The following is a 26,112-nucleotide window of genomic DNA, read 5'->3' as shown; positions in this document are numbered from 1 at the left end:
TATACTGTCATGCTTTTAACTATTAATTATGTACAATTAAACCATCCGGTCTAAAACGACTCATCATAATTTCATTAATAAACTTTCCTTGAGCTTTCAAATTCCCTATCTTTACTCCCTCTTCTACAAATCCAAATTTTTCATATAAAGCTTTTGCTTTTGGATTCGTTTCTAACACACCTAGTTCTACTCTCTCTAACATTAACCAATTATCAGCCAGATCAAGCATCTTCGTAAGAAGTACTTTCCCAATTCCTTTATTATGATATTCACTATCGACCCCAATGAATAAATCGCCTGAATGAGATCTTCGTCCCGGACTTTGTGTTAAACCTACAAACCCAACAATTTCTCCATCATATTCTGCAACAAATTCAAATTGATTTGGTGCTAAATTTCGAATTCTATTTTCCATAGCGTCTACACGCATGCTAGGTAAGAAAACCATATACGGTAAAACTTCATCTTGTATACATATACGATGAATTGCTCTAGCATCTTGTATTTCTACTGCTCTAACGTTGATCCCCATCTTTCTCTCCTCCATATAAATAACAATATATTTGTTTGTGTGTATTCTAGAAACGTGTATGAATGACCTTCTCACTCGTATTTCTTTATGTCATTTTCACATAATTATTTCAATATAATACTTATTTTCCTAAAAGATTAACAACTATATGGATATGGTTAACTTTTCACCTTGTTATATAAATTAAGCAAATTTTCAATCAGAATACCATTTAGTTTCATGCCGACTATATCACAATTTTCTATTTCAATATTTTTCAGATTACTATTACTTATGGTGCTACCTTCCAAATCACATTTATCGAATACAATAGGTTCCTTCTCATCTCCGAGACTTGTATTTTTAAATTGCACTCCACCTAAAGTCACCAAATTAAATTTACTGCCAGAAAGATTTAAATCTGCATATGATGACCTTCTAAAATTTATATTTCTAAACTTTGATTGACTTACATTACAATTACTCATATTCGTATTCATTATATTGCTACCAACAAATGAACTGTTTTTTAAATTCACTTGATAATACTCTGTATTTGCTAAATTACAGTTTTCGTATTGACTATTTTTCATATCTTTATTTGTAACTACACTCTCTTTGTTTGAGCTTGTTTTTATTCTTTTCACGTAACAATACTCATCTTCCGATTCAAAAATCATTTGGTAACCTATCTTTTTATAAAAGTGATGATTGTTAATTTGTCTACTAGATGTTTCGAGATCCCAAATCTTTATGTTCGGATATTCCTTTTCTATTAATTTCATAACATGTGATCCAATTCCTTTTCCTTGATAAACAGGATCTACAAAAATACGATCAATTCGACCGTACGACTTACCAGAAATCGTAACTATTATCCCTCCGATTATTTCTTTATCCATGACAACTTTGAAAGAATCCAATTCTTCAATGGAATATTCCATCATTTCAACTGAAGAATATCCTGGCGGTTGAATGTTATAATCAATGACATTATCTTGGCCGTATAGCCATTGTTTTGCTTCTGCATCAAATGTTCTTTTCATTATTTCTGTTAATTTCTCAGCATCTAAAATTGTAGCTTTTTCTATAGATAGCATTGTTGTTTTCCCTTTCATTATTACAAACCAACAACTATTGTGAATTCCATAATTATCAATTCACTTTTATTTTTAATGCTTTTCCCATTATTATATATGGAACATCATTTTTACTTGGATGAAATGGCTCTAATACATTTACCCAATCTAATCTTTCATATAACGAACGTGCTTTTTCATTGTTTATTTGTGTTGTTAAAACACTTGTTCTATTTGAAAGCCCTTCTAGTAATTTATTATGTAATTTCGTTCCAAGACCTTCATTTTGGTATTGTGGGTGAACTGCTAACTCTACAAATTCAAAACAATCTTGTAACCATTCGTCTACTTGCTCTAGATGTAACGCTTCTCTCATTAATTGATTATAGTACTGTCCCTCCATTGAGCGATAACCATAAGTAAAGCCAACTACTTCATTTTCATCATTTATTGCTACTATACCTTTAAAACCTGTATATTCTATATGCCTATTCATTCGCTCGATCATTTCATTGAAATTTGTTTTCTCAAATACTTTACAATACAATTTTGCCATATTCCCAATTAAGATTTCATCTTTTTCAATGCTTAAGAATTTCACTTTATTCCCCCCTATTAAAACATTTATATCCTTAAATTTTTAAAAACAAAGAAAATTAATACTAATCACTCTCTTTACTATTAAACTACAAATCACCCTATATTTTCCACAATTACTTAGTATTAATGAATAAAAGAAGAGACCATGTAATATCAACATGTTCTCTTCTTTTATTCATTTTCAATTTTATCCCGCTATTTGCCGGACAGTAAGACCCCCACCTCAAAATTCAGCAAAAGCAAAGAAGTTAGGTGGGGCCCTGCTGCCCGTGAACGCCCGATTGGTGAGGGCTGAACCCCCCCACTGATTAAAGTTTCACTTTATATAATTAAAAATTAGATATTACTTAAGCCACTCGTTGCAAGTATTACTTAACTGCTGTAAATCTTCTATAAATTGACTCGCATCATATCCATCACAAACCGAATGATGTACTTGCAATGAAACTGGTAGCATAACCTTATTTCCTTCGTTAAAATATTTCCCACAAGTTATAATTGGCAATAGAAATTTTTCATCATTATTAATATTAAGATTAAATCCAGTAAAACTAGTCCAAGGTATGCTAGAAATCGGAAATACATTAGGCGGAATATTTTCTTTCGTGAAAAGACCATGAACATTAGCATAGCATCTCATATCGTCTTCATAATTTTTATAGAAAGTGCGGAAATCACTTGAATAATCCGTCCATATACTTGAAAAAGACTTATCATCTTTATGAAAGATTGTATAATTCGGTATCATTTCCTCCCAATAGCCTAAAACTCCTTCATCGTTAAAACATGTTCGAAATTTTTTATGATTATTTACTACTCTAGAAATTAAATATATAAAAACGGGATAAAATTTTATTCCCTTTTGATATACTTCCTCTAATAACATCGTGATATCAACATTCACAGTCATACTAAATGTACATTTCAACTTTAAATAATGCTCAAAATACTGCTCTCTATTCCAATCTTCTCTATCAATTACATGGAACTTCATTCTAATAGCCTCCTAAAATTTTCTTTTTATTTTAGAAGGCTAATTCCCTTGCTTTCACCATAATTGTTCACTCCTAACAGTGTACATTTCACCCTAATTATTTATTTAATTATATAACATATGTAAGAATCAATTCACATATTTCTGGAAATCCATCCACATACTATAGATAAATCAAATGAAATTTGGAGGATACATACATGAATAACAAAAATATGAATAAAAAAGAAAATGTTACTGAAAACACTACATCTATTCAAAATAATAATACTGCAAACCTTACTATCGAAGAACAAGCAATGAACGGCTTATACGGAATGCCCGAAACAACAATTGAAGATGCTGATCACGCTTCAGCTGATGATTTGACTTCAAAAAATTAATTAACTACATTGAAAAAGCCAAGGAAAATATCCTTGGCTTTTTTAACTATGCATCCACTTTTTGTATTTCTTCACTCTTTCTTGAAAGTTTACCTGGCCAAAAAGCAAATCGGCCTAACACAACTGTAATTGCGGGTACAAGTAACGGTCTTACGATAAACGTATCTAGTAATACGCCAATTGCAGTTACAATACCAAATTGAACTAATACTTGAATTGGAAGTGTACCTAACACTGCAAAAGTTCCTGCTAAAATTAAACCTGCCGATGTAATAACACTACCTGTTTGTATTACACCATTTTTTACTGCATCCATGTGATTTTGTGTCTTTCTGTTTTTCCATATTTCTGAAACCATAAAGATATTATAATCTTCACCTAAAGCAACTAAAAATACGAATGCGTACAACGGTATCGCACCTTGAATGGCCGGCGCTCCCATACCGTAATGAAGCAATATCCATCCTGCTCCTAACGCTGAGAAGAATGATAAAACGACAGTTACAATTAAATAAATCATCGCAACAACCGATCGTAAGTAGACAAGTAATAGTAAAGCGATAATGCTAATCATTACTGGAATAATTACTGATTCATCACGTTCAGTAATTTGCTTTGTATCATATAATGAAGCTGTTTCTCCACCAATCCACAATTGATCTTCAGTATTACGAATCCCAGCATCTTTTAATACTTTTTCTACATTACTTTTCAATTTAGGAATTTGATCTAACGCTTCAATTGAGTATGGATTTTCCGCTAAAGAAACTTCATACATTTGTATTTGCTTATTTTCTTTTCCCTCTTTTGGCTCTTTCACTGTATTTACGAAAGAAAATTTCTCTAGTTCTTGTTTAATAGGAAGCTCTTTTCCTTTCGTATCAACAACCACTTTTACTGGTGCTAGTTCACCAGCTGAGAAATGATCACTAATTAACGTAAACCCTTCACGAGAAGGCATATCCTTTGGAAACGATTCTAATAAGTCATATGTGTATTGAATACGTGGTACGAACGAAGCCAATCCACCTAATACAAACACAGTTAGCATAATTATTGTCCACGGTCTTCGTACTACTACATCTCCAAGTTTTTTACTAAAGGAGCCTTTTGATTTTTCAACTTTTACAGCCCTCTTTTTCTTTCTTGCAAACTCCTCATTCATTGAAGTTGTTCTCGGTATAAACGGGAAAAATGCAATCCTACCGAAAATTAATAATAGTGCTGGTAAAATGGTTAAAGCCGCGATTCCCATTATAAATACAGCAACACTAAATGGTACTGCAAATCGATGAAAGGCACCATAATGAGCAAGTAGTAATGTTCCTAATCCAAGTACAACAGTTAACGCACTCATTATTATTGCACCGCCAGAAGCTTTAATCGCAAGTTGTAATGCTTTATATTTACTTTCTTCTTCTAACAAGTACTCTCTATATCTTGAAATTAAAAATAGACAATAGTCCGTTCCAGCACCAAACAATAATACTGTCATAATTGATATTGCTTGGGCATCTACTTTAATCCATCCGTGATCAGCTAAAAAACCGAGTGTAGGACTAATGATACCGTATGCAAAGCCAACAACAAGTATAGGTAAAATTGCTAAAATTGGCGAACGGTAAAGCAAAATTAATAGGACCAAGACTAATAATACAGTAGCCACTAACAATTTCACATCTGCTTGACTAAATAAACTAACTGCATCCGTTTGAATACCTACAGGCCCAGATAATCGAACATGTAAACCAGATTCACTTATTTTTTGTTTAAATGGATCTTCATCCACCTTACTATTCACTATTTTTTCAAGTTTTTCCAGATTTCCTTTTAATATATCCGTACCAGCAGATTTATTAAAGAATACCGGTGTAACAAATGATGTACCATCTTTTGATGCACTTTTTGATAATACTTGCTCTGGAATTGTATCAAATGGCGGTAACGTTGATTGTTCTTTTAAAGGACTAGCTTTTAACTCTTTATAAACTTCTTGTATGAGTTTATAATCCTGTGACTGTAATCCACCATCTCTATACCATACTACTAACAATGGATTCCCTGTATTATTCGGAAACTCTTTTTTCATAAGCGCTTCCGCTTGCTGTGACATAGCTGTTTCAGGTAAATTTTTTGGATTCGGTTCTTTCGTACTGTTTACTTGTGGTAACGTAAATGAAAGTAATAATGTAATAAGAACCCACACCGATAAAGTGATCCATTGCGTATTTTTCCCTGCTACAAGCCTCCCTAACATATGTAACGGGTGCTTTTTCATAAAAACCCACCTTCCTTTTTTCCTCCATTATTAATTATATATACTGGTCGGTTAATTAATCAAGAATGATTGAAAATTATGTTATAATTATCTCAATCATAAATGTCAGGAGCGAATGTATTTGGAACAAAAACAACGTCCTCTCGGAAGGCCGCGTCAAAATAAAAATACAAAATCTACAAAAGAAACCATTTTAGAAGTGGCAACCCGCTTATTTCTTACACAAAATTATCAAGTCGTTTCTATGGATGAGGTCGCAAAAGTTTGTGGTGTTACGAAAGCAACTGTCTACTATTACTATTCAACAAAAGCCGATTTATTTACCGCTACTATGACCGAAATGATGGTACGTATACGCGAAAATATGTCTCAAATACTCTCTACAAACAAAACGTTAGAAGAAAGATTATTAGACTTCGCTAAAGTTTACTTACACGCAACGATGGATATTGATATGAAAAATTTTATGAAAGATGCAAAACTGTCGTTATCTGAAAAACAATTGAAAGAATTAAAAAATGCTGAAGATAATATGTATGAAGTACTAGAAAAAGCACTCGATACTGCGATGCACATCGGAGAAATTCCGAAAGGAAACGCTACATTTGCGGCTCATGCTTTCGTATCTTTATTATCAATTGGGAATTTTAAAGATGAGAATCACAATCCTATTCTTGCAAATATAGATGAATTAGCACAAGAAATCGTTTCTTTTTATTGGAATGGGTTAGGTCATTCATATTAAACTGATTTACTTTAATAAAAGAGCATGTTTAATTTTTTCAAACATGCTCTTTTATAATTTATTTATATACTAATAATCAGATTATACTTCAATGTCACTTAACAAAAAACTCCATTTTAACTTTACAAATTTTGAAGTTGAACATTTATATTCTCCTTACTTAATCCCCCATGGTAACAAACTACAGATTCAATATGTAAATTTAAATACTTCTTCAAAGACTGCTTTGCTTCCTTAATATTTATAGTTGTTGGGGCGTGAATTCCTCCTAACATCCCATTCACACTATACATAGAGTCTCCTGCAATAAGAATTTTACTTCGTTTCAAATATAAACTAATATGACCCGGAGTATGCCCTGGAGTATGAAGAATTAGTATTCCACCGCAATACGGAAGTTCTTGCCCGTCAATCACAGTATCACTCACTTTTCCTTTTGGTCGGTTCTCTACATTTCCTTCCTTCAATAAAGGCAAATCCCCCTCAATATATGGCTTATCTAATTCGTGCGCATAAACCTTAATATTATTTCCACAGCGCTGCAACAACTCCGGAAGACTACCTATATGATCAATATCCTGATGCGTCAAAATCACGACTTTTAACTTATCAAATGATACCCCAACCTTTTCCATCTCTACTTGTATATCTTCAATTTGTCCTGGGAAACCCGTATCTATTAATACTGCCATTTCATCATCCCATAAAAGAATTGGATGAATAACAAATTCTTGAAATTCAAGTTGTAACATTTCTATCCCTTTAGCAATCTCCATACAGCCATTCTCCTTTATACTGAAGTTTGAAAATATGTACGAGTAAACTGAAAATATAAAGTGAAACTTTAATCCGTTGGGGTTTTACTGCCCGGCAAATAGCGGGATAAAGCACCTTTATCTTATAATATGTTTTGTCATCCCAATAGAGAATGCTTCAAACCCTATAGATTGATAGTAAGATTGCAATTTTTCTACACACATAAGTTGTGGAATAACCTTGTTTTGTTCACAGTGCTGGATTAATCGTTTCACTATTTCTTTTCCGATGCCACTAGACTGATATTTTGGCAATACACCAACTCCACAAATAATGCCTGTTATGACTCCATCTGATATGACACGCCCCATCCCTACTAACCTCTTATCATCAAAAACATAAATTGCATACCAACTTTGCTTACACATTTGTTCTAACTCGTTAACCGTTAATTTAAGAGAATTCCATCCTAAAGATTCGTATAAGGATAATAATCCATTAAAATCTGTAGGATGTTCACTTGTGTGGCGTATACTATTTTCCATGTAAATACTCCCTATTCTCTGACTTGTTTATATTTCATAAAATTCCCTTTACACAAATCTGATTGATGTAAAAATAACTAGAACAAACTTCAATAAGAAAGATAGAATTCCTTCTCAATATAAAATAAAAAGAAGTTATCTCACTTAAGATAACTTCTTTTATATAAGACTCTCATTATATTATCAACCCAAAAATATACAACTGCATACGATTAGCACAAACAAAACTAATAAACCATTTGAGAAATAACCCATTGAAAACTACCCCTTTATTAAATTATGTAAAAGATTTTATCATAAAATGATTTACAACTTAATAACTGAAAAAGACATTGCATTCATTAGTTATATATGTTAAGTAATATTTTATTTTCGGTTATATTCTCGTTCCCTGAAAGTGCTTATCATACTCTTCTACTTCCGTTCATATAAGTTCAAAATATTAAATAATAAATCAAGAAGACCTCCACCTTACGAGGTCTTTTTTACTTATTTTCCAAATACACTAATTGATTCTTCCTCAATTACAAGTAAACAATTAGCATATTACATGATTTAATATCCCAATAACCAATTCAACTCTATTAATTCGGTTCGACCTTAATATCCCCCTTTTATTCCAAAAACTCAATAATCGTTTCACATACTTTATCCGTCTCCTCGATATCTGGGAAATGTCCACTATTTTCAAATATAACAAGTTTACCATTTTTCAATTGTCTCGTTATTCTATAACTCATTCCTACACCCGTGTTATAGTCATGCGCTCCAACTATGACACACGTATCAATTTCTAAACCTTTAATACGCTCAATAAGCGGTAAAGATGATTTTGTTCCAAAAATAACTTTACTCATCTTCCCTGTATTACTTAACTTACTTTCCTCCCAAAACCTTCTATTTAGCTTTGCAAATTCTTCATTTTTAAACAATAGTCGATCTACATTTTCTGTATCAACTATACTCCAAACTTGATTATACCTTTCTTTTAAAGGAATTTCTGACTTACTTATTATCAATATTTGTTCTTTCACTTCCCCTTTCGTTACTTGTAGAAAACCTTCTATCTGCACAGTATACATATCATTAAAATCATCTAACGATGGTGCTTGTAATACCATTTGTTCAACATTTTTTGGATATTTCAAAGCATACTCTAAACAAAGTTGTCCACCAAAAGAATATCCTAACAAATTTATCTTCTCTACATGTAATTGCTTTCTTAATTCCTCTAAATCTTCGACTAGAGTATTGATTGAGTACTCACCGTCATCTTCTGGTGCCTCACTTCGTCCGCAACCTCTTTGTTCGTAATAAACTACAGTCATATTTCCTTCTAACTTCAAACCAAGCGTTCTTTCGAATACATAATGATTACCACCTGGACCACCATGTACTATAATAAGAGGGACTGTATTATGAGCTGTCCCTGCAACTTTACACCAATGCATAATCCCATTGATTTTCAAATAGTGTACACCATCTTGCAACATTAACTGATTCATTTATCCTATCTCCCTATAGCTCACTTATTACTATCTAGATGTATAAGTTCTGACCATTCACACTTTTTCCCTTTATATTCTTTAGACCCTACCCTTTCTTATATGAATAGCTTTCTTATTCAAAAATAGATTTTTAAAAATTCCTACCCCCACAATTAATAAACCTATACCAACTAATTTATTTATTTGTAATGGAATGCTCTCCATTCCAAATAATCCGAATGTATCAATGCATAACGCAACGACCAATTGAGTAATAAGACTAATTAGCACCGTATATGCTGGACCTAAGCTCTTTATTGCACCCATTATACAAATAATTAACCCGATGCCAAACAGTCCACTTACATAAAACAAATAATTTGTAGTATACACTTTAATGTTAATACTGTTTTCTGTAATGATATAAAATAGAATAGAACTAATGAGACCTATTCCAAGGACACATGTAGTCGTTAACCACTGTCCTACATTTTCATTTACTTTTGCATTAAAAACAGATTGTAAGCTAATTAATATTCCTGCTAATATAGCTAAACTAAATCCAATCAAAATCTTCCTCTCCCTTTCATTGCTCATATATATTATCTTTAGCGACTTCCTTCATTCTAGAAAAATCTTTAATGACAATAACTCCATTACTCTTTTCAATTAATTTATCATTATAAAATCTTTGTAATACCCGAATTACGTGCCTATAACTTACCCCTATAAAGTCTGCAATACTTGTTACCGAAGTCGTATCCAAATCCCCTTTGTACATATTCCCGTTACTATCTGTTGAAATTGAAAGTAAATAACTAGCTACACGTACTTCTACAGGATAAAGTAAATTAAGAGCAGTAAAACGAGTCGATATTTTTAACGTGTTCGCAATGTTTTCAAGTAAGAACTTCATAAATATAAGATCATGTAATAACTTGTTTCTAATAACCGTATTAGAAATGGAGATAGCTATAACATCTGAACAAGCTTCAACGACATTATGTGCTTTGCTATTTTGAATTAATTCAATATCACCAACAATGGCCAATGGATTGATAAAGCGAAGGATTAGTTTCTTTCCTTCTGATGTAATCGTGTAAACTTTTACTTTACCTTTAACAACAAAATATAAACGATCCATTTCGTCATCTATATTGCAAATAAGCTCGCCTTTTTCAAAGTAATTTAATTGAAAATAAACTGTATCTATTTCTGAAAAAATCTCGAGCGTTTTATTGGTTCTCAAATAATGCGTAATTAAACCTGATCTATCCTCCATATTCATTTCTCCTTTCATTTACATATTAAATACAACAATACCTATAATCATTACTATTGTTCCCACAATATGATATCTCTCCATCTGTATCTTTTTTATATGAAACAGTCCTTTCATTTCAATAACTGTTGCCGTTAACAATTGAGCAACCATTAGTGTGCCAGCTGTCAATGTAACTCCTAGTGAATATATCGCCATCGTTTCTGCACAAATAATGAATCCACCAAATGCACCCGCTGCTAAATATACTTTTTTCACACTCTTTAAATCTGTTACTTTCTCTTCTTTCTTTAACAAAAATACAGTTGTTGCAATAAGGAATCCAATTAAATGGGTTATAATACTCGTCGACCATATACCGATATGTGAACTAAGTTTCGCATTAAAGGTTCCTTGAAGTGTTATAAATATCCCCGCAAAAACAGCAAATATAATACCTTTCAAAAAATCATCTCCTCATCTTTTATTTCTGACTTAATTAAAAGCTATAATCCTATAATGGCAAAAGGACAAATGTCACATCACTATGAAAATAACTTGGAATGAACAAAAAACACACCTCAAAAATGCGAGATGTGTTTATCTTTATTATTTATATATAAAATTTTATAAATTTGAATTACGCTACATTAAAAGATTTCTTTTTCATAACAAACTTTGCAAATAAGAAACGTACAAGCGGTCCCATAATAATTAATTGTAATGGATATGCCATTATGAAATTTTTAATAAAAATCGAAAAATAAATTGAAACAAATGAAGCTCCTTGTAGTCCACCATGTAAATGCATCATAGCCATACCGAAAAATGACATAAAGAACACCATTCCGATTACCATAGTTGTCGCCATCGCAACGATAATATTTATTTTCTTAGATTTATCAAATGGCAACATGAATACAATTTTTTTCGCACAAGGTCCAACGATACATATTTCAATTAATAGCGCAATAATAAAGCCAATTAATAGTTCTAATGCAATCTCTTTAATATAAATTGGTCCTCCTGTTTCATTCATTAGTAAATTGTAAAACGTCATTACGATAACCATCCCAAGGCACATCATCATACCAAATTGGAGGTTTTCTTTTCTTGTTGTTGGCAAAATTCATCATCCTTTCTCTTTGAGTCTTTGTCATTATATCGATATTGAAACCCCCTTCGTAAGTGAACATTTTGTGAACAAATTTAAAACGTTTTCATGTATTTTCTTTACTTTCAACTCAAATTCTCACTTTTACTTATAAAGGTTTTATATATTTCAATGTTGAATTACTAAATTTAACATTGCATTACATTATTACTAGGAGGATAACCATGAATGAACAAGGATTTTTCGTATATCATATCGTAACAAAGAAAAAAATGCATATCGGACAAATCATTCCTTTTAACAAAAATCAACACAATACTCTATATCACTTCTTTTTTGAAAGAGAACAATTAAATGCTAATGGTGAAGATGGCATACAAATTTTAAATAAACACTATAAAAATAACGAATTACATATAAATAATGAAAATGCTAAAGTAGTCATGAGTTATATGGATCAAACAATTAGAGCAGCTAGAGAAACAATTGTAGAAATGGTTAGACTACAAGAATTCCCTGAATATCCTTCCAGATTATCTTGTTTATACGCTGCAAAAAGCTATGAAGATGCTTTAAAATGGAAAGCATTATTTGATTCTTACAATCGAGAAGTTTTACAGATTGTTAAACTACAAGTAATCGGAAGTTCTTTTGAAGGTGACGGGAATCTTTTACCAAAAGAAGATGGTATTCCTTTTTCTCAAAAAATCGAACAAGCTAGAGAGTATTGGAAAGGAAATATTAGAAATGAACTTCCTGAGCTACTGATTAATGGAGAAATTGAAGTGGTGGAAATTATTGATGACTTCTCCTCAATTCATATTTAATTTCTAACTAAATCATATAGGATGGAGATTACAATGAAGAAAAAAGTGTACTTCAATCATGATGGCGGCGTAGATGATTTAATTTCATTATTTTTATTACTTCAAATGGAAAACGTTGAGCTTACCGGTGTATCTGTTATCCCAGCAGACTGCTATTTAGAACCCGCAATGTCTGCCAGTCGTAAAATTATCGATCGCTTCGGCAAAGGTAATATTGCAGTAGCCGCTTCAAACTCTCGCGGGCAAAACCCGTTTCCAAAAGACTGGCGGATGCATGCATTTTATGTAGATGCTCTACCAATTTTAAATGAGTCTGGAAAAGTTGTAACACCCGTGGTGGCAAAACCCGCGCATCATCATTTAATAGAAACGCTTCTACAAACGGAAGGAAAAACAACTTTATTATTTACTGGGCCCCTAACTGACCTTGCTCGTGCATTATATGAAGCTCCCATAATCGAAGATAAAATTGAACGTCTCGTTTGGATGGGTGGTACATTTCTTACAGCAGGCAATGTACATGAACCAGAGCATGATGGAACAGCTGAGTGGAATTCGTTTTGGGACCCTGAAGCAGTGGCTCGTGTATGGGATGCAAAAATTAAAATCGACTTAGTGACACTAGAAAGTACAAACCAAGTTCCGTTAACTATAAACATACGTGAACAGTGGGCAAAAGAGAGAAAGTATATTGGTGTTGATTTCCTTGGTCAATGTTATGCAATGGTCCCCCCTCTCGTTCACTTCTCAACGAACTCTACTTATTATTTATGGGATGTACTAACTACCGCGCTTGTCGGAAACACTAGCCTTGCAAAAACTGAAACGATTAATAGTATCGTTCATACATATGGACCAAGCCAGGGGCGTACAGAGGAAACTGCTGATGGACGACCTGTAAATGTCGTTTATGATGTAAAACGTGATGTATTCTTTGAATATATTACTGAATTAGCAAAGAAAGCTTCTACTTGAACCACTATCTATACGAAAAATAAATAGAATAAAATCACTTCAGACGATGAACCCCTATATTTAGAATTTAGTTGAAACTACATATTTAACTATTGAAAAGAGTATTGAATTAAATTTCAATACTCTTTTTGTGCAATTTAATTATATTGGATTAATGTAGTGTCTTATTGATTATTCATTTCATAACCATTGACAAAATACGTTATTGTTTCTAACTCATCTTCATTTAATTCTCTATCTAGTTCTTGTTTATACACTGCCTTTATCTTCTCTTCATCGCCTTTATGAATTTCTGTATAAGTTCCTACTGTTTTTAACATACGAATCTCTTGTAAAAACTCCTCTCGATTTATCGCTTCCCCATGAGAAAGAATATATGTCTCAGCATCAAATTTCTCTAATTCATCTATCAATTTAAACGTTCTTTTCGTCGTATAGTTCCACTTCGAAGAAAAAATATCTGCATATATACAGTCTCCTAAAAACAATATCTTTTCTTCTTTTATGTACATAACAACAGAATCATGTGCATGATCTCCGCCCACATGTTTTAACACGCAGGTCACTTCACCAAGGTCTAATTCCATTTGATCCTGGAACGTTAAGGTTGGAGGAATAATGTTAATATTTCTCGCTTTTTCTTCAAACTCTTTCTTGATGCAATCCGCACAAAATTCAATTTCAGTACCCTCTTTTACGCGTGCGTCCAACGCTTCATCTGTCCATTCATAAGATACTATTGCCTGCATTTCTTTTTTCGTTTCAGCGTGCGAAATAGTTAATGCATTCCGTAATACAGATAATCCAAAAATATGATCCCAATGCCAATGCGTTAGTGCTACAAAATCAGGATTCGATACATTTTGTTCTTTTAACATTTCTAAAAATAATTGTGCATGTTCTTCTGAATTCCCTGCATCAATCATTAAAGTTTTTTCTTTTCCAACAACCATTCCTAATATAGGTCTATCCGTTTCAGAAACTGGTGTCATATACCAAAATGAGTTTCCTATTTTTTTAATTTGTTGCATAACCAATTCCCCTTTTCGTTTTCTCACTTAAATTTAATATATAAATTATAACGAATCACTACTTTTTTCTCTATACTCAAACACAATTACTTGGACTAATCCAACTTAATTTTTCGTAAGCTAAAAATAAGGGAATAGAATCGGAGTGTGATACTATGGAACGTTTATGGATCCCAATGATTGTAACATTTTTTTCGTTCGGTGGATTACTGTTAGGTGGTGCTGTTGGAGTAGCAACACGCCAACTCATTGAAGAAAAGATGCATCGTTTATACGCATTATGTGGTGGTATTTTATTCGGGTTATTATCACTTGAAATTATCCCTGAAACATTTTCAAGCTATGAAATAATTGGGCCTATACTTGGTATAGCCATCGGTATTTTAGTTATGAGCTTATTAGATAACTATTGTCATCATCCAATGATACATAAAAAAGATCAACAAGCATGGCAAACCTTCCTTTTTCTCTCTTTCGCTATATTTATTCATAATATACCTAGTGGATTTGCGTTAGGTACAGCTTTTATAAATCATAATGACTCTGCCATTCCCTTTTTAATAGCAATCGTCGTGCACCATATTCCAGAAGGATTAGCTTTAATTATTCCATTTCTTTTTACAAAGCATAAATATATTTCCTTTTTATTAACGACTTTATTACTTTCTCTTATTCTCGGTACTGGTACGGTTTTTGGAATTTTGATGGAAGGAAAAGCTCTTCACCTGCAAGGCCTCATTATGGGAAGTGCTATTGGTTCACTTGGATATGTCACAATTCATGAAATGCTTTGGAAAGCTAAGAAACAGCTCTCTTTCCTTACATTTCTAATGTGGGCAACTAGTGGTTTTCTCCTAATAATAGCGTTTACTCTACTAGCTGGACATCACTAAATTAAACAAAAAAGATAGCTGAAAACAATTTGTCTTCAGCTATCTTTTTTATTCTTTCTATCTCTCTATAGAAAGAATAATTCCAGCAATCATAGAACTAAGTCGCTTTAAAATATTCCCTAGAAAAAACGTGCATACACTTTGTTTCGAAATAACTGTAGCATTTCTTTCATACTTCGGGTCGTTTCTCTTAATAAAACATTATCATTTTAGTAATTTATTGGAAATAACATTATGTTTTTCGACCATTATCAATCTTTTCCTTCTTTATAAAAAACATAAAAAGAGCCCTATTTTCAAAACAAGGACTCTTTTCATAAACTATTTAGCTACCTCTTCTTTCGGCATTACCATCCCTTTATAAAGTTGAACAGTTATCCAGTAATAGATGAAATAAATGACTAAGAAGATTCCTATTGGCACCCACACTTTTACAAACGGATCAACTAATATAAAGCTGAATAAGTTAAGCCCCACTAAAACGTGAGAGATGCCAATGATTGCTGGGAAGATAAATAAATATGAAATTTCTTTATATATACTTTTCGTTAACATACTACGTCTTACGCCGATTTTTCGTAACATTTCATAACGGCGTACATCACGAGAAGCACCTGTTAATATTTTGAACATAAGGGAACTCGCCATCATTGCTAAAAAGGCAATTCCGAGGAAAAATCCCATAAACATTGTTCCGCTCATGAAGCTGTTCATAAACTGATAAATTGTCATTTTCGTAAATAAGTCTACCTTTGCACCTGTTGCTTTTTCAATTTGTTCTTTTTGTCTCTTGTCTATTTCGATCAATAACGGTTTATATTTTTTCATATCATCTACTTTTGCTAATGTTACAGTGTGTTCTGTTCCTTGAATCCCTTTATAATGCTCTTCGTCTGCAATTCTTACTGGTTTTCCGCTAAATTGATTATGCGTAATTTGTATCTCTCTTACAACTGCGTCTTCCCAATCCTTTGGCATTTGAGGGAATTTTGCTAATTCAGGAGCCTCTAAAGCTGAATATACAGGTTCAGTTAAAGGTTCAGTCACACGTTTACGAACAGGCTCTTTTAAAGTTTTTGTATCAAAATGGTCTGAAACAAGTGGTGGTTTCGCAGTTAAGTCGTTACGTAAATAATAAATCGCTTCTCCATCTACTTTATATTTGTAATTGCTCTCTTCAACAATTTCCATTTCTTTCAAGGCCGCTTTGTCTTGATCATTCGGATCATGAATTACAACATCATATACACGAGAAAAGTCTGTCATAATACCTACATTTTTTTGGAACGCCATACCTGCAGTCATCGCACCTGCTCCTAATGCAATTAACATCGCTACAGTACCTAATACTCTGGATAAACTATTTACTCGAAAGCGTAGCTGTGCATATGTAAAACTATTTAGACCAATTTCATTTCGTTTTTTATTCCCTTTAATTTTCATCACAAAAAATGGGAGTAATGAACTAAAGATAAAATATGTGCCAAGTGTTGTAACGATGGTTGCTATAATAAAACCTAATTCAGCATATATTTTTACATTGATCATAAAATAGTACCCTGTACTTACCAGTAATACACCAAGTACTGTCATTATAATAATGCGAGTTTTACTTTTCTTCACTTCATCTAGTGTTTCATCTTCACGAATTAACTCTAGTTCAGTTTTACGTAACAATCGGACGCTGTTCATTAAGCCAGTAATGAAAAATAGTATTAAGAAGAAAATAGCTGTAACTAAAATTGCTGGTGTGTATACAGATGCGTAACTACCTTTTGCTGAAATTTCCATTCCATTCATTAAAAAGTTTCCTGCTACACTTGCAAGTAACATCCCTACTACAATACCGATAATAATACTTACAATCCCCATACCGAATGTTTCAATAAATAATAACTGTGCTACTTTTTTCTTTTTCGCACCAAGCATCATGTACATACCGAGTTCTTTTCTTCTTAACGTGAGCAAGAAAGAGTTGGCATATATAATATAAAATACAGTAATGAAAGATAATAGTATTGCACCTACCCAAAAGACGAGTCTAATACTACTAATTAGGCTATTATCTTTCGTAAATTCACTATTCATCGCCATCGTTTGGAACATGTAGAAAATACTAATACTAATAACGAGACCAATAAGTAAAACCATATAATCTTTTAACATCTTTTTCATACTATGACGTGATAATTTAAATAACATAGTTTCGCCCCCTACTTAGACTCAGCAGCTGAGCCCATATGAGCGAGCACACCTAAAATGTCTTGATAGAAATTCTCTCGAGTGCCTTGACGATTTAATTCTTTATAAAGAAGACCATCTTGAATAAATAAAATACGCTCACAATAACTTGCACTAAATGCATCGTGTGTAACCATTAAAATACTTACATTATGATTTTCATGTAAATCTTGCATCGCTTCTAATAAACTTTTTGCGTTTTTACTATCAAGCGCTCCTGTCGGTTCATCTGCTAATACAATTGCCGGATTATGTACTAAAGCTCTTGCCGCCGCTGTTCTTTGTTTTTGTCCTCCAGAAACAGCAGTCGGATATTTTGTTAAAATTTCAGTGATGCCTAATTTTTTTGCAACGTCATTTACCTTTCCAGTAATCTCACTGGACGGTACGCCTTGCAAAGAAAGTGGTAAAGCGATATTTTCATAAATTGATAAATTTTCTAGTAAGTTAAAATCTTGAAAGATAAAACCTAATTTTTGAGATCGAAAATCTGATAATGCATTACCTTTCATAGAAGTAATATTTGTTCCAGCTATCGTCACACTACCACCTGTCGCCTGGTCAAGTGTACTTATCACATTAAGTAAAGTCGTTTTTCCAGATCCAGAAGGCCCCATAATCCCGACAAATTCTCCTTCTTTAATACTTAACGATACGCCCCTTAATGCTTTTGACTGATTCTCATTTCTTTTCCCATACGTTTTTTCTACACTTTCTACAGTAACTACATTTGTTGACATCTCTTTCACTCCATCCCTTTTGTATAAAATCAATTTCTCACATATTTCTTATTATTTTGTCATGTGAATTCTTAAGAATTTTTTAATTATGCATTCAATAAGAGTTACATCCGTAACATGAACCTATTTCCTACTTCATATTCTCATTTTTCTACAACTCGTTCCCTCGATTTCGCTTACATTTACCTTACATTTTTGTAAGATAAAAAAGAAAACACACTAATTTTTAATAGTGTGTTTTCTTTACAATCAATATTCTCTATTCTTTATTTCCTCTTCAATCCTTGCCACAAATACATCTAGCGCAACAACTTCTGACTTCTCTTCCCCATATTTACGTACATTTACAGCTCCGCTTTCCATTTCCTTATCCCCAATAACAAGAAAATACGGTACTTTTTGCATTTGTGCTTCTCTTATTTTATATCCTAATTTTTCATCTCGTGCATCCTGTTCAACACGAACTCCAGCTTGTGCTAATTTATGTGCAACCTCACTGCAATATTGTTCATGTACTGCATTTGAAACCGGAACTACTTTCACTTGAACTGGTGCCACCCATGCCGGGAACGCACCTCCAAAGTGCTCAATTAATATTGCTAAGAAGCGATCTAATGACCCTAAAACTGCCCTGTGAATAACAACTGGTCTTTTCTTATCATTATTTTCATCTATATAATTTAAATCAAATTTCTCTGGCATTTGGAAATCAAGCTGGATTGTTCCGCACTGGTGACTTCTATTTAAAGCATCTTTAATATGAAAATCAATTTTCGGCCCGTAAAATGCACCGTCACCTTCATTTAGTCTATATTTATAATTTAGCGATTGTAATACATTTTCTAATGCTGCTTCTGCTTGCTCCCATAATTTATCATCACCCATTGAATCTTCTGGACGAGTAGAAAGCTCTACTTCATATTCGAATCCAAAAGTTTTATATACGTAATCAATTTGCGCCATTACGGATTTAATTTCATCTTCAATTTGTTTTGGAGTTACAAATAAATGTGCATCATCTTGGCAGAAAGTACGTACTCTTAATAATCCGTTTAACGCACCACTAAATTCATGACGATGTACTTGACCAAATTCACACATACGAATCGGTAATTCACGATAAGAATGCAATTTATTTTTAAACATAAGCATGTGCCCTGGGCAGTTCATCGGTTTTAATGCAAAACTTTTATTATCTACTTCAGAGAAATACATATTATCTTTATAATGTCCCCAGTGCCCTGATCTCTCCCATACTTCTTGGTTCATCATGAACGGAGTGCGTACTTCTTGATAATTGTACTCTTTTTGAATTTCTCTTAAAAATGCTTCCAATTCGTTTCGAATAATTTGTCCTTTCGGTAAATAAAACGGCATTCCCGGAGCCTCTTCAGAAAACATAAATAACTCAAGCTCACTTCCCAACTTACGATGATTTCTTTTTGCTGCTTCTTCAACGAAATGTAAATACTCTTCTAATTCTTTTTGAGAAGAGAATGCAACACCATATATACGCTGAAGCACTTGGTTATTACTATCACCTCGCCAATATGCACCGGAAACGTGAGTTAATTGAAATGCTTTCAAATAACCTGTAGATGGTAAATGTGGTCCTCTACATAAATCTACAAATTCACCTTGTTTATATAGTGTTACACTTTCTCCACTAGGAATTGCTTCTAAAAGTTCTAATTTCAAACTATCATCTATTTCTTGAAACAGCTTAGCTGCTTCTTCTCGAGAAACCTCAACTCGTTCTATCTTTATATTTTCATTTATAATCTTTTTCATTTCTTTTTCGATTTTTCGTAAATCTTCTATGTTTACACTACTTGGAAGATCCATATCATAATAAAATCCATTTTCAATAACAGGCCCTACTCCAAGATTTATATCACCATACAATCTTTTTACAGCTTGCGCTAAAATATGTGCCGCAGAGTGTCTTGCAATTTCTACACCTTCATTTGAATCTATAGTAATGATTTCCACTTCCGCATTTTCTTCAATATTTCGGCGTAAATCATATAATCCATCATTTACTTTCCCCGCGACTGCTTTCTTTTTCAAACTACTGCTAATGGATCCAGCAATTTCTTCTAAAGTAACTCCATTTACAAATTCTTTCACGCTACCATCTGGAAATTTAATTTCAATCATTTGTTCTTTCATTTTTCATCTCTCCATTTCATAATAAAAAGCACACTCATCCCTAAAATAGGGACGAGCGTGCTTATACCCGTGGTTCCACCCAGATTCCCATTGTAAACATACAATGGCTTCTTTTACGGTAACGTCGTTTATACGGCACTAGATACTTAATTTCCCCAGTGCAGCTCTAAGGTGGTAAGTTATTTTTCTGCGTTAGGAAGTTCTCAGCTTTCCTTCCTTCTCTGTATAACCGGGTAAAATAACTCGTGTCCTTTTCTTCGCTTATTATGAAATTGAATGCAAAAAAGCATATTCATCCCTAAATATAGGGACGAATATGCTTATATCCGTGGTTCCACCCAGATTCCCATCACAAAAAACATAATGGCTTCTTTTGCGATAACGTCGCATACACGGCACTAGATACTTAATTTCCCTAGTGCAGCTCTAAGGTGGTAAGTTATTTTTCTGCGTTAGGAAGTTCTCAGCTTTCCTTCCTTCTCTGTATAACCGGGTAAAATAACTCGTGTCCTTTTCTTTGCTTTTTGTAAAACATCCATTTATTGTTATTTAATATATCTTATTCATTTTATTTTTGCAAGTGTTTAAAAAATTATTTATTTAATTTAAAAAGTGAAACCAAATTTTTTTGGTTTCACTTCACAATTTTACCAATCTTGTGGTTCGTAATTTAAGTCTGCAAATAGACGTCTTTTCTCTTTCTTCGTTAAATCTCTCCACTGTCCAACTGGTAAATTATTCAATTCGATATTCATAATTCTCGTACGTTTTAACGTGTATACTTGATAACCTAAAGCTTCACACATACGGCGAATTTGGCGATTTAGCCCTTGGGTTAAAATAATTTGGAACTCATATTTTGATAGCTGTGTAATCTCACAAGGAAGCGTTTTTGTTCCTAAAATTTTAACACCCGCTGCCATTTTCTCTAAGAAATCAGGAGTAATTGGCTTATCTACTGAAACGATATATTCTTTCTCATGTTTGTTTTCAGCACGTAAAATTTCATTAACGATATCACCATCATTCGTTAACAAAATTAAACCGTCTGAGTCTTTATCAAGACGTCCAATGTGACTAATTCGTAAAGGATGGTTCACTAAATCGATAATGTTACCTTTTACAGCTTTTTCACTCGTACATGTAATACCTACTGGTTTATTTAAAGCGATATATACGTGATCTCGAGCAATTCGAAGCTGCTCTCCATTTACTCGTACATCATCACCTGGATTTACTTGGTCACCAATTTTTGCAACCTTACCGTTAATAATTACTCTTCTCTCATTAATTAGTTTATCCGCTCCACGTCGAGACGCTTTTCCAGCTTCACTAATAAATTTATTGATACGCAAATTAGGCACATCCTTTTCTAAAAAAAATTTCAAGCTCACACTGCTTCTACCGTACAATACAAAAGGGTAAGCCTCCTATTATAACTTAAATATATTAACATGAAAGGGTATATAACGTCTTCTATTAATTACTTGTTTATAAGAAAATATCGTTATTATACAATCATTTATGCACTTTTTCAGCGTTTAATATACAAGCCATTCTTCCTTACATACAGCTTGTTTTCCTTTTATCTCTTCTATATCTTCATGAATATTAGCTAATTTATATAAATCTGGGAAAATCTCTTCCACATAATGTTGGTGCGCTATTTCATCTTTCCAATACGTTAACACTATGTAACGATTTTCATTTTTTAAAGACTTCCCAACTACTCCACCTAGCATTCCTTTTGCTTTTTCCATTCCTTTATTCCAAATTGTTTCTTGCTTATGTAAAAAATGCTTTTCCTTTTCCAACTTTACATCACATATAGCAACTCTTACGAACGCTCCCTCTATTACAATATCTTCCAAATGCATATCAGTTATATCATACAACGTTTGAAATAATTCAATTTCACATGAAAGAAACGTATCCTCTTGATTACTATTTAAATAAATTGTATCGTGAGAAGCATTCATAAATGATTGATATACACTTCTATCTTCCCATAAAGTAAATACACATGCCTCATCTTCATTCCATCCACCAAATTGTCCATGAAAACCATCTAGGTGCTGTATATCACGCCATTTTTCTTGCGCACTTGAAAATAATTCTTTTTTCTCTTCTTCCACTTTACAGTAGATTGTTTTTAGTAACATTTTTAATTCCCCCCTATGATCCGATCCATTTCCCACTCGCCATACTTTCTATTTTTCCATATACACAAACGTTAATTTATTTTGTTATCAACTCCATTACTTATTCAAAGTTTGATGCCCTCCGTAAATGTTGTAAGTTGATTATTGGAATACTTACTGTGTAAAAATACATCTAAAATATAAAAATTAAAATCTCTTGCTTTGCTTTCTTACCCCGATTATAGTTTACATAACATTATTATGTATTACCGATTATCTATATCATTCAATAAAACATATTATTTTATACTATACGCATAATAATTTTAATTCAAACAATTCAGAATTAAAATCCAAAAAAGATAGAAAGTAAACAATCTTACATTATCATCTACTCCCTATCTCTTTTATCATCAATTATTTTTCAAACAAATAATACGTAATTTCTCCTGGATAATGTAATACAGTTACCTTCCGCTCCCCCTTTTTAAAACTAACAGTATGCCCGTTTTCCCCTAAGTTCTCCCATCCACTCGCCTTTGTAATTGGCATTACACTTATATATTGATAATCCTCTTCCTTATCATCGTTAATATGAATTGCTGACATTGGTACTGGAAAACCTTTAATTTTAGATTCTTTGTCCAGATATATGAGTGCAAATAAGCCAACTAATATCATAGCCATTGAAATATTTTAAACTAGTTTTTTTCTATTCATTTTCACTGAAAACCCTCTTTTCTCACATATTACTTTCATCATTTTACTAATCTTAGTTATTTATGTATATAAAAAATATAATTAAAATCAATTCTAGACTATATTCTCTATCATTAATACTGTTATTGTTATATATTATAATTAATAGATTTTAAAATTTTGGAAGCGTTACTCATTGAGGAATTTTTTTTCAAAAAAATGGTCAGTTGTAATTTCTATTTTTATTATTGCCAGTACGATTTTCTACACAATGATAGATAAAAATCATAACAAAAAAGCCACGGTAGAAACAATTGATACAAAAACATTCAAAACTAACCTGCAACCTAAAATAGATGAGTTAACTACAAATTATAATGACATCATCGAGAAAGATTGGTTGCCTGCTTGGGAGGATATTAATATAAACGAAGATTCGGTTGACAGGACTAAACTATTAAGTACAATGATTTCTGTTTCAAAGCAATATGAAACAATCATAAAAGAAATTGACACCCTACAAATTGAAGAAAACATAGTAGAAGTACATATACAAAAGCAACTAACCTATTTCACAACTGAATTTAAAACCGCATCTAACTTCATGAAAAATGCAGCAGATTTGATTATAACTGGAGCCAATAGCTCTACTCCAGCTAATGAAATAATTGAAAATGCTAAACACTCTTTAGAACTTGCCGATCAACTTATTGTCATCGCTTTATCCACCTTAGCTGAAGTTGAGGATAAATTAGGACTTTTGAAAAAATAGCATTCTTTACTATTTTAAAATAAAAAAATGATTGCATTTCATTAATTGTATAACTATAATGTTTTTATTGATTCTATACACATTCAATGCGTATAAGTTATTAATTTTATAATTCGGATGAACCATTCAGGAGAAGGTCTATTGATCTACCGACGGGGCAAAAAGTTGTAAAACCAACTTTGAAACTCTCAGGTCTTGGTTACAAGTAGAACTGCATGGGGACGAATCTCTGGAGAGACTCCCTTTCGCTTTATATAGCGCAGAGGAAAACGAGCACCGAAGGAGCAAATCCGCTACTATAGCGGATAATCTCTCAGGTAAAAGGACAGAGACAAGCGAAAGAAAATGCCGATTTGTATCGGTTTATTTTTCTATCCCTTGTTTCTCCAGAGACCATTTCATTTACTTGAAGTGGTTTTTATTTTTTTCTAAAAAAGGAGAATACAGATGGAGACAGTAAGTAAAGTGTTAGAACAAATCAATCACTATGTGTGGGGACTACCAACGTTGTTGTTACTCGTTGGTACTGGTATCATTCTCACAGTGCGTTTAAAAGGTTTACAGTTTAGTAAACTATTATACGCTCACAAACTAGCTTTTAAAAAATCAGAAGATACATCTTCTTCTGGAGATATTAGCCACTTCCAAGCGCTTATGACAGCTATGGCGGCAACGATTGGTATGGGAAATATCGCTGGTGTTGCAACAGCTGTGACAATCGGTGGTCCCGGTGCAATCTTTTGGATGTGGATTACTGCTTTGTTCGGGATGGCAACAAAGTATGCCGAAGCAATTCTTGCGGTGAAATACCGTGTTAGTAATGAAAATGGCGAATATTCGGGTGGACCAATGTACTATTTAGAACGTGGTTTAGGAAAGAAATGGCTTGCTGTTTTATTCGCCATATTCGGTACAACTGCTTCTTTCGGTATCGGTAATATGGTGCAATCTAACTCAGTTGCAGAGGCAATGCGAATTAATTTCTCTTTCCCCCCTGCTCTAACTGGTATATTGATGTCGTTTTTAATCGCTATTGTTATTTTAGGCGGAGTTAAAAAAATCGGGAAAGTGACAGGATATATCGTTCCTATTAAAGCTTTCTTTTATATCATTGCTGGCCTTATTATTATTTTCTATCACTACGATCAAATTCCAGAAGCATTTTCACTTATTTTTTCTGGTGCATTTACTGGTACTGCAGCTGCTGGTGGTTTTATCGGAGCAACAGTTGCATCAGCTATTCAAATCGGAATGGCGCGCGGTGTATTTGCGAACGAGGCTGGTTTAGGGAGTGCCCCTATTGCCGCGGCGGCTGCAAAAACAGATTCACCTGCAAAGCAAGCATTAGTTTCTATGACCGGTACTTTTCTAGATACGTTTATTGTATGTACAATTACAGGACTTGTATTAATTACAACAGGTGCATGGAAATCAGGTAAAACTGGCGTTGAAGCTACAACACTTGCATTCCAATCTGTATTCGGTACTGCTGGTAGTATGATTCTCGGTATCGCAATTATTTTATTTGCCTACTCTACTATTTTAGGCTGGTCGTATTATGGAGAAAAATGTGTAGCTTATTTATTCGGAGAAAGTGCTGTTAAATATTATAAAGCAATCTTTATCATCATGATTGCTATTGGTGCGAATTTAAAATTAGGCATCGTATGGACATTTGCGGATATTGCAAATGGACTTATGGCAATTCCAAACTTAATTGGTCTAATTGGATTAAGTAGTATTGTTGTCGCTGAAACGAATCGCTTTTTACAAGCAGAGAAATTAAAAGAAAGTCATAAAAAACAGGCAAGTTAATCAATAATAAAGGAATGACTCATACATAATGAGCATTCCTTTTTTTGTTTTCT

Annotated in this window: 26 protein-coding genes, 1 pseudogene, 1 riboswitch and 2 other annotated features; of the genes and pseudogenes, 7 read left to right on the top strand and 20 right to left on the bottom strand. The window is 32.9% G+C overall.

What is annotated here, in order from left to right:
* Positions 1–22: 22 nt before the first annotated feature.
* From DOS87_RS11610 to catA, 4 genes are all read right to left on the bottom strand, one after another.
* The gene (locus DOS87_RS11610) at positions 23–532 is read right to left on the bottom strand and encodes a GNAT family N-acetyltransferase (protein ID WP_000512623.1); all 510 of its coding nucleotides are present in this window, start codon (positions 530–532) and stop codon (positions 23–25) included.
* Between the two features lie 158 nt (positions 533–690).
* Positions 691–1,629 (bottom strand): GNAT family N-acetyltransferase, encoded by a 939-nt coding sequence (locus DOS87_RS11605; protein WP_003309472.1) that lies wholly within the window; start codon positions 1,627–1,629, stop codon positions 691–693.
* 37 nt (positions 1,630–1,666) lie between these two features.
* Positions 1,667–2,191 carry a GNAT family N-acetyltransferase gene (locus tag DOS87_RS11600; RefSeq protein ID WP_000670761.1) on the bottom strand — a complete coding sequence of 175 codons (525 nt, stop codon included), beginning with the start codon at positions 2,189–2,191 and terminating at the stop codon, positions 1,667–1,669.
* Positions 2,192–2,533: 342 nt separating this feature from the next.
* Entirely contained in the window at positions 2,534–3,184 is a 651-nt protein-coding gene (gene catA / locus DOS87_RS11595) for a type A chloramphenicol O-acetyltransferase (RefSeq protein ID WP_000668530.1), read from the bottom strand.
* Between the two features lie 200 nt (positions 3,185–3,384).
* Between catA and DOS87_RS11590 the strand changes: the two genes are divergently transcribed.
* Positions 3,385–3,567, top strand: coding sequence for a DUF4021 domain-containing protein (locus DOS87_RS11590; RefSeq protein ID WP_001060661.1), 183 nt, complete (start codon positions 3,385–3,387; stop codon positions 3,565–3,567).
* 46 nt (positions 3,568–3,613) lie between these two features.
* On the opposite strand, the gene DOS87_RS11585 is transcribed toward DOS87_RS11590, so the two are convergent.
* The gene (locus DOS87_RS11585; RefSeq protein WP_098578273.1) at positions 3,614–5,845 is read right to left on the bottom strand and encodes an MMPL family transporter; all 2,232 of its coding nucleotides are present in this window, start codon (positions 5,843–5,845) and stop codon (positions 3,614–3,616) included.
* A 121-nt stretch (positions 5,846–5,966) separates the two neighbouring features.
* Between DOS87_RS11585 and DOS87_RS11580 the strand changes: the two genes are divergently transcribed.
* Positions 5,967–6,590 (top strand): TetR/AcrR family transcriptional regulator, encoded by a 624-nt coding sequence (locus tag DOS87_RS11580; protein WP_000436036.1) that lies wholly within the window; start codon positions 5,967–5,969, stop codon positions 6,588–6,590.
* 122 nt (positions 6,591–6,712) lie between these two features.
* On the opposite strand, the gene DOS87_RS11575 is transcribed toward DOS87_RS11580, so the two are convergent.
* From DOS87_RS11575 to DOS87_RS11545, 7 genes are all read right to left on the bottom strand, one after another.
* On the bottom strand, positions 6,713–7,366 hold the full coding sequence (locus DOS87_RS11575; protein WP_000401471.1) for an MBL fold metallo-hydrolase: 654 nt from the start codon (positions 7,364–7,366) through the stop codon (positions 6,713–6,715).
* 117 nt (positions 7,367–7,483) lie between these two features.
* Positions 7,484–7,891 (bottom strand): GNAT family N-acetyltransferase, encoded by a 408-nt coding sequence (locus DOS87_RS11570; RefSeq protein WP_081143258.1) that lies wholly within the window; start codon positions 7,889–7,891, stop codon positions 7,484–7,486.
* Positions 7,892–8,505: 614 nt separating this feature from the next.
* Positions 8,506–9,396, bottom strand: a complete 891-nt coding sequence (locus tag DOS87_RS11565; protein WP_001072687.1) for an alpha/beta fold hydrolase — start codon at positions 9,394–9,396, stop codon at positions 8,506–8,508.
* A gap of 81 nt (positions 9,397–9,477) precedes the next feature.
* Positions 9,478–9,948 (bottom strand): DMT family transporter, encoded by a 471-nt coding sequence (locus DOS87_RS11560; RefSeq protein WP_000579007.1) that lies wholly within the window; start codon positions 9,946–9,948, stop codon positions 9,478–9,480.
* Between the two features lie 16 nt (positions 9,949–9,964).
* A complete protein-coding gene (locus tag DOS87_RS11555; RefSeq protein ID WP_142330522.1) occupies positions 9,965–10,660 on the bottom strand; it encodes a Crp/Fnr family transcriptional regulator in 696 nt (231 codons plus the stop codon).
* A gap of 18 nt (positions 10,661–10,678) precedes the next feature.
* Complete coding sequence (locus DOS87_RS11550) at positions 10,679–11,104, bottom strand: DMT family transporter (RefSeq protein WP_000676020.1); 426 nt, start codon at positions 11,102–11,104, stop codon at positions 10,679–10,681.
* A 175-nt stretch (positions 11,105–11,279) separates the two neighbouring features.
* The gene (locus DOS87_RS11545) at positions 11,280–11,765 is read right to left on the bottom strand and encodes a DUF2798 domain-containing protein (protein WP_001143403.1); all 486 of its coding nucleotides are present in this window, start codon (positions 11,763–11,765) and stop codon (positions 11,280–11,282) included.
* A gap of 212 nt (positions 11,766–11,977) precedes the next feature.
* Here DOS87_RS11545 and DOS87_RS11540 point away from each other — a divergent pair, with 212 nt between their 5' ends.
* Both DOS87_RS11540 and DOS87_RS11535 read left to right on the top strand, forming a co-directional pair.
* Complete coding sequence (locus tag DOS87_RS11540; protein WP_001005235.1) at positions 11,978–12,580, top strand: DUF2441 domain-containing protein; 603 nt, start codon at positions 11,978–11,980, stop codon at positions 12,578–12,580.
* A gap of 21 nt (positions 12,581–12,601) precedes the next feature.
* Complete coding sequence (locus tag DOS87_RS11535; protein ID WP_003261685.1) at positions 12,602–13,555, top strand: nucleoside hydrolase; 954 nt, start codon at positions 12,602–12,604, stop codon at positions 13,553–13,555.
* Positions 13,556–13,719: 164 nt separating this feature from the next.
* On the opposite strand, the gene DOS87_RS11530 is transcribed toward DOS87_RS11535, so the two are convergent.
* Positions 13,720–14,586: an MBL fold metallo-hydrolase gene (locus DOS87_RS11530; protein ID WP_001184095.1), complete on the bottom strand. Its 867-nt coding sequence runs from the start codon at positions 14,584–14,586 to the stop codon at positions 13,720–13,722.
* Positions 14,587–14,741: 155 nt separating this feature from the next.
* Between DOS87_RS11530 and DOS87_RS11525 the strand changes: the two genes are divergently transcribed.
* Positions 14,742–15,479 carry a ZIP family metal transporter gene (locus tag DOS87_RS11525; RefSeq protein ID WP_000440612.1) on the top strand — a complete coding sequence of 246 codons (738 nt, stop codon included), beginning with the start codon at positions 14,742–14,744 and terminating at the stop codon, positions 15,477–15,479.
* Between the two features lie 72 nt (positions 15,480–15,551).
* Here DOS87_RS11525 and DOS87_RS11520 read toward each other — a convergent pair.
* The 7 genes and pseudogenes from DOS87_RS11520 to DOS87_RS11490 all read right to left on the bottom strand — a co-directional run.
* Positions 15,552–15,652, bottom strand: a pseudogene (locus tag DOS87_RS11520) (MFS transporter); the annotation flags it as partial.
* A gap of 148 nt (positions 15,653–15,800) precedes the next feature.
* Positions 15,801–17,681 (bottom strand): FtsX-like permease family protein, encoded by a 1,881-nt coding sequence (locus DOS87_RS11515; RefSeq protein WP_098578626.1) that lies wholly within the window; start codon positions 17,679–17,681, stop codon positions 15,801–15,803.
* A gap of 11 nt (positions 17,682–17,692) precedes the next feature.
* Positions 17,693–18,460 (bottom strand): ABC transporter ATP-binding protein, encoded by a 768-nt coding sequence (locus DOS87_RS11510; protein WP_000106426.1) that lies wholly within the window; start codon positions 18,458–18,460, stop codon positions 17,693–17,695.
* Positions 18,461–18,709: 249 nt separating this feature from the next.
* Positions 18,710–20,632 carry a threonine--tRNA ligase gene (gene thrS, locus DOS87_RS11505; RefSeq protein ID WP_079245499.1) on the bottom strand — a complete coding sequence of 641 codons (1,923 nt, stop codon included), beginning with the start codon at positions 20,630–20,632 and terminating at the stop codon, positions 18,710–18,712.
* Between the two features lie 44 nt (positions 20,633–20,676).
* Positions 20,677–20,899, bottom strand: a binding site (T-box leader).
* Between the two features lie 36 nt (positions 20,900–20,935).
* Positions 20,936–21,159: a binding site (T-box leader), on the bottom strand.
* 120 nt (positions 21,160–21,279) lie between these two features.
* Positions 21,280–21,987: a 23S rRNA pseudouridine(2604) synthase RluF gene (gene rluF, locus DOS87_RS11500; protein WP_001222160.1), complete on the bottom strand. Its 708-nt coding sequence runs from the start codon at positions 21,985–21,987 to the stop codon at positions 21,280–21,282.
* 186 nt (positions 21,988–22,173) lie between these two features.
* Positions 22,174–22,794: a YdbC family protein gene (locus DOS87_RS11495; RefSeq protein ID WP_000925175.1), complete on the bottom strand. Its 621-nt coding sequence runs from the start codon at positions 22,792–22,794 to the stop codon at positions 22,174–22,176.
* 396 nt (positions 22,795–23,190) lie between these two features.
* A complete protein-coding gene (locus tag DOS87_RS11490) occupies positions 23,191–23,460 on the bottom strand; it encodes a hypothetical protein (protein WP_098578625.1) in 270 nt (89 codons plus the stop codon).
* A 208-nt stretch (positions 23,461–23,668) separates the two neighbouring features.
* Here DOS87_RS11490 and DOS87_RS11485 point away from each other — a divergent pair, with 208 nt between their 5' ends.
* Together DOS87_RS11485 and DOS87_RS11480 are read left to right on the top strand one after the other, a co-directional pair.
* Positions 23,669–24,244, top strand: coding sequence for a hypothetical protein (locus tag DOS87_RS11485; RefSeq protein ID WP_001243468.1), 576 nt, complete (start codon positions 23,669–23,671; stop codon positions 24,242–24,244).
* 219 nt (positions 24,245–24,463) lie between these two features.
* Positions 24,464–24,583, top strand: a riboswitch (glycine riboswitch).
* Between the two features lie 108 nt (positions 24,584–24,691).
* Positions 24,692–26,059, top strand: coding sequence for an alanine/glycine:cation symporter family protein (locus DOS87_RS11480; RefSeq protein WP_000451017.1), 1,368 nt, complete (start codon positions 24,692–24,694; stop codon positions 26,057–26,059).
* Positions 26,060–26,112 lie beyond the last annotated feature (53 nt).

The sequence above is a fragment of the Bacillus sp. CR71 genome, from assembly GCF_003429245.1.
GTDB classification, from domain to species: domain Bacteria; phylum Bacillota; class Bacilli; order Bacillales; family Bacillaceae_G; genus Bacillus_A; species Bacillus_A thuringiensis_S.
Note: the sequence above shows the minus strand (reverse complement) of the source record. Positions and strands in the feature narration are given on the sequence as shown.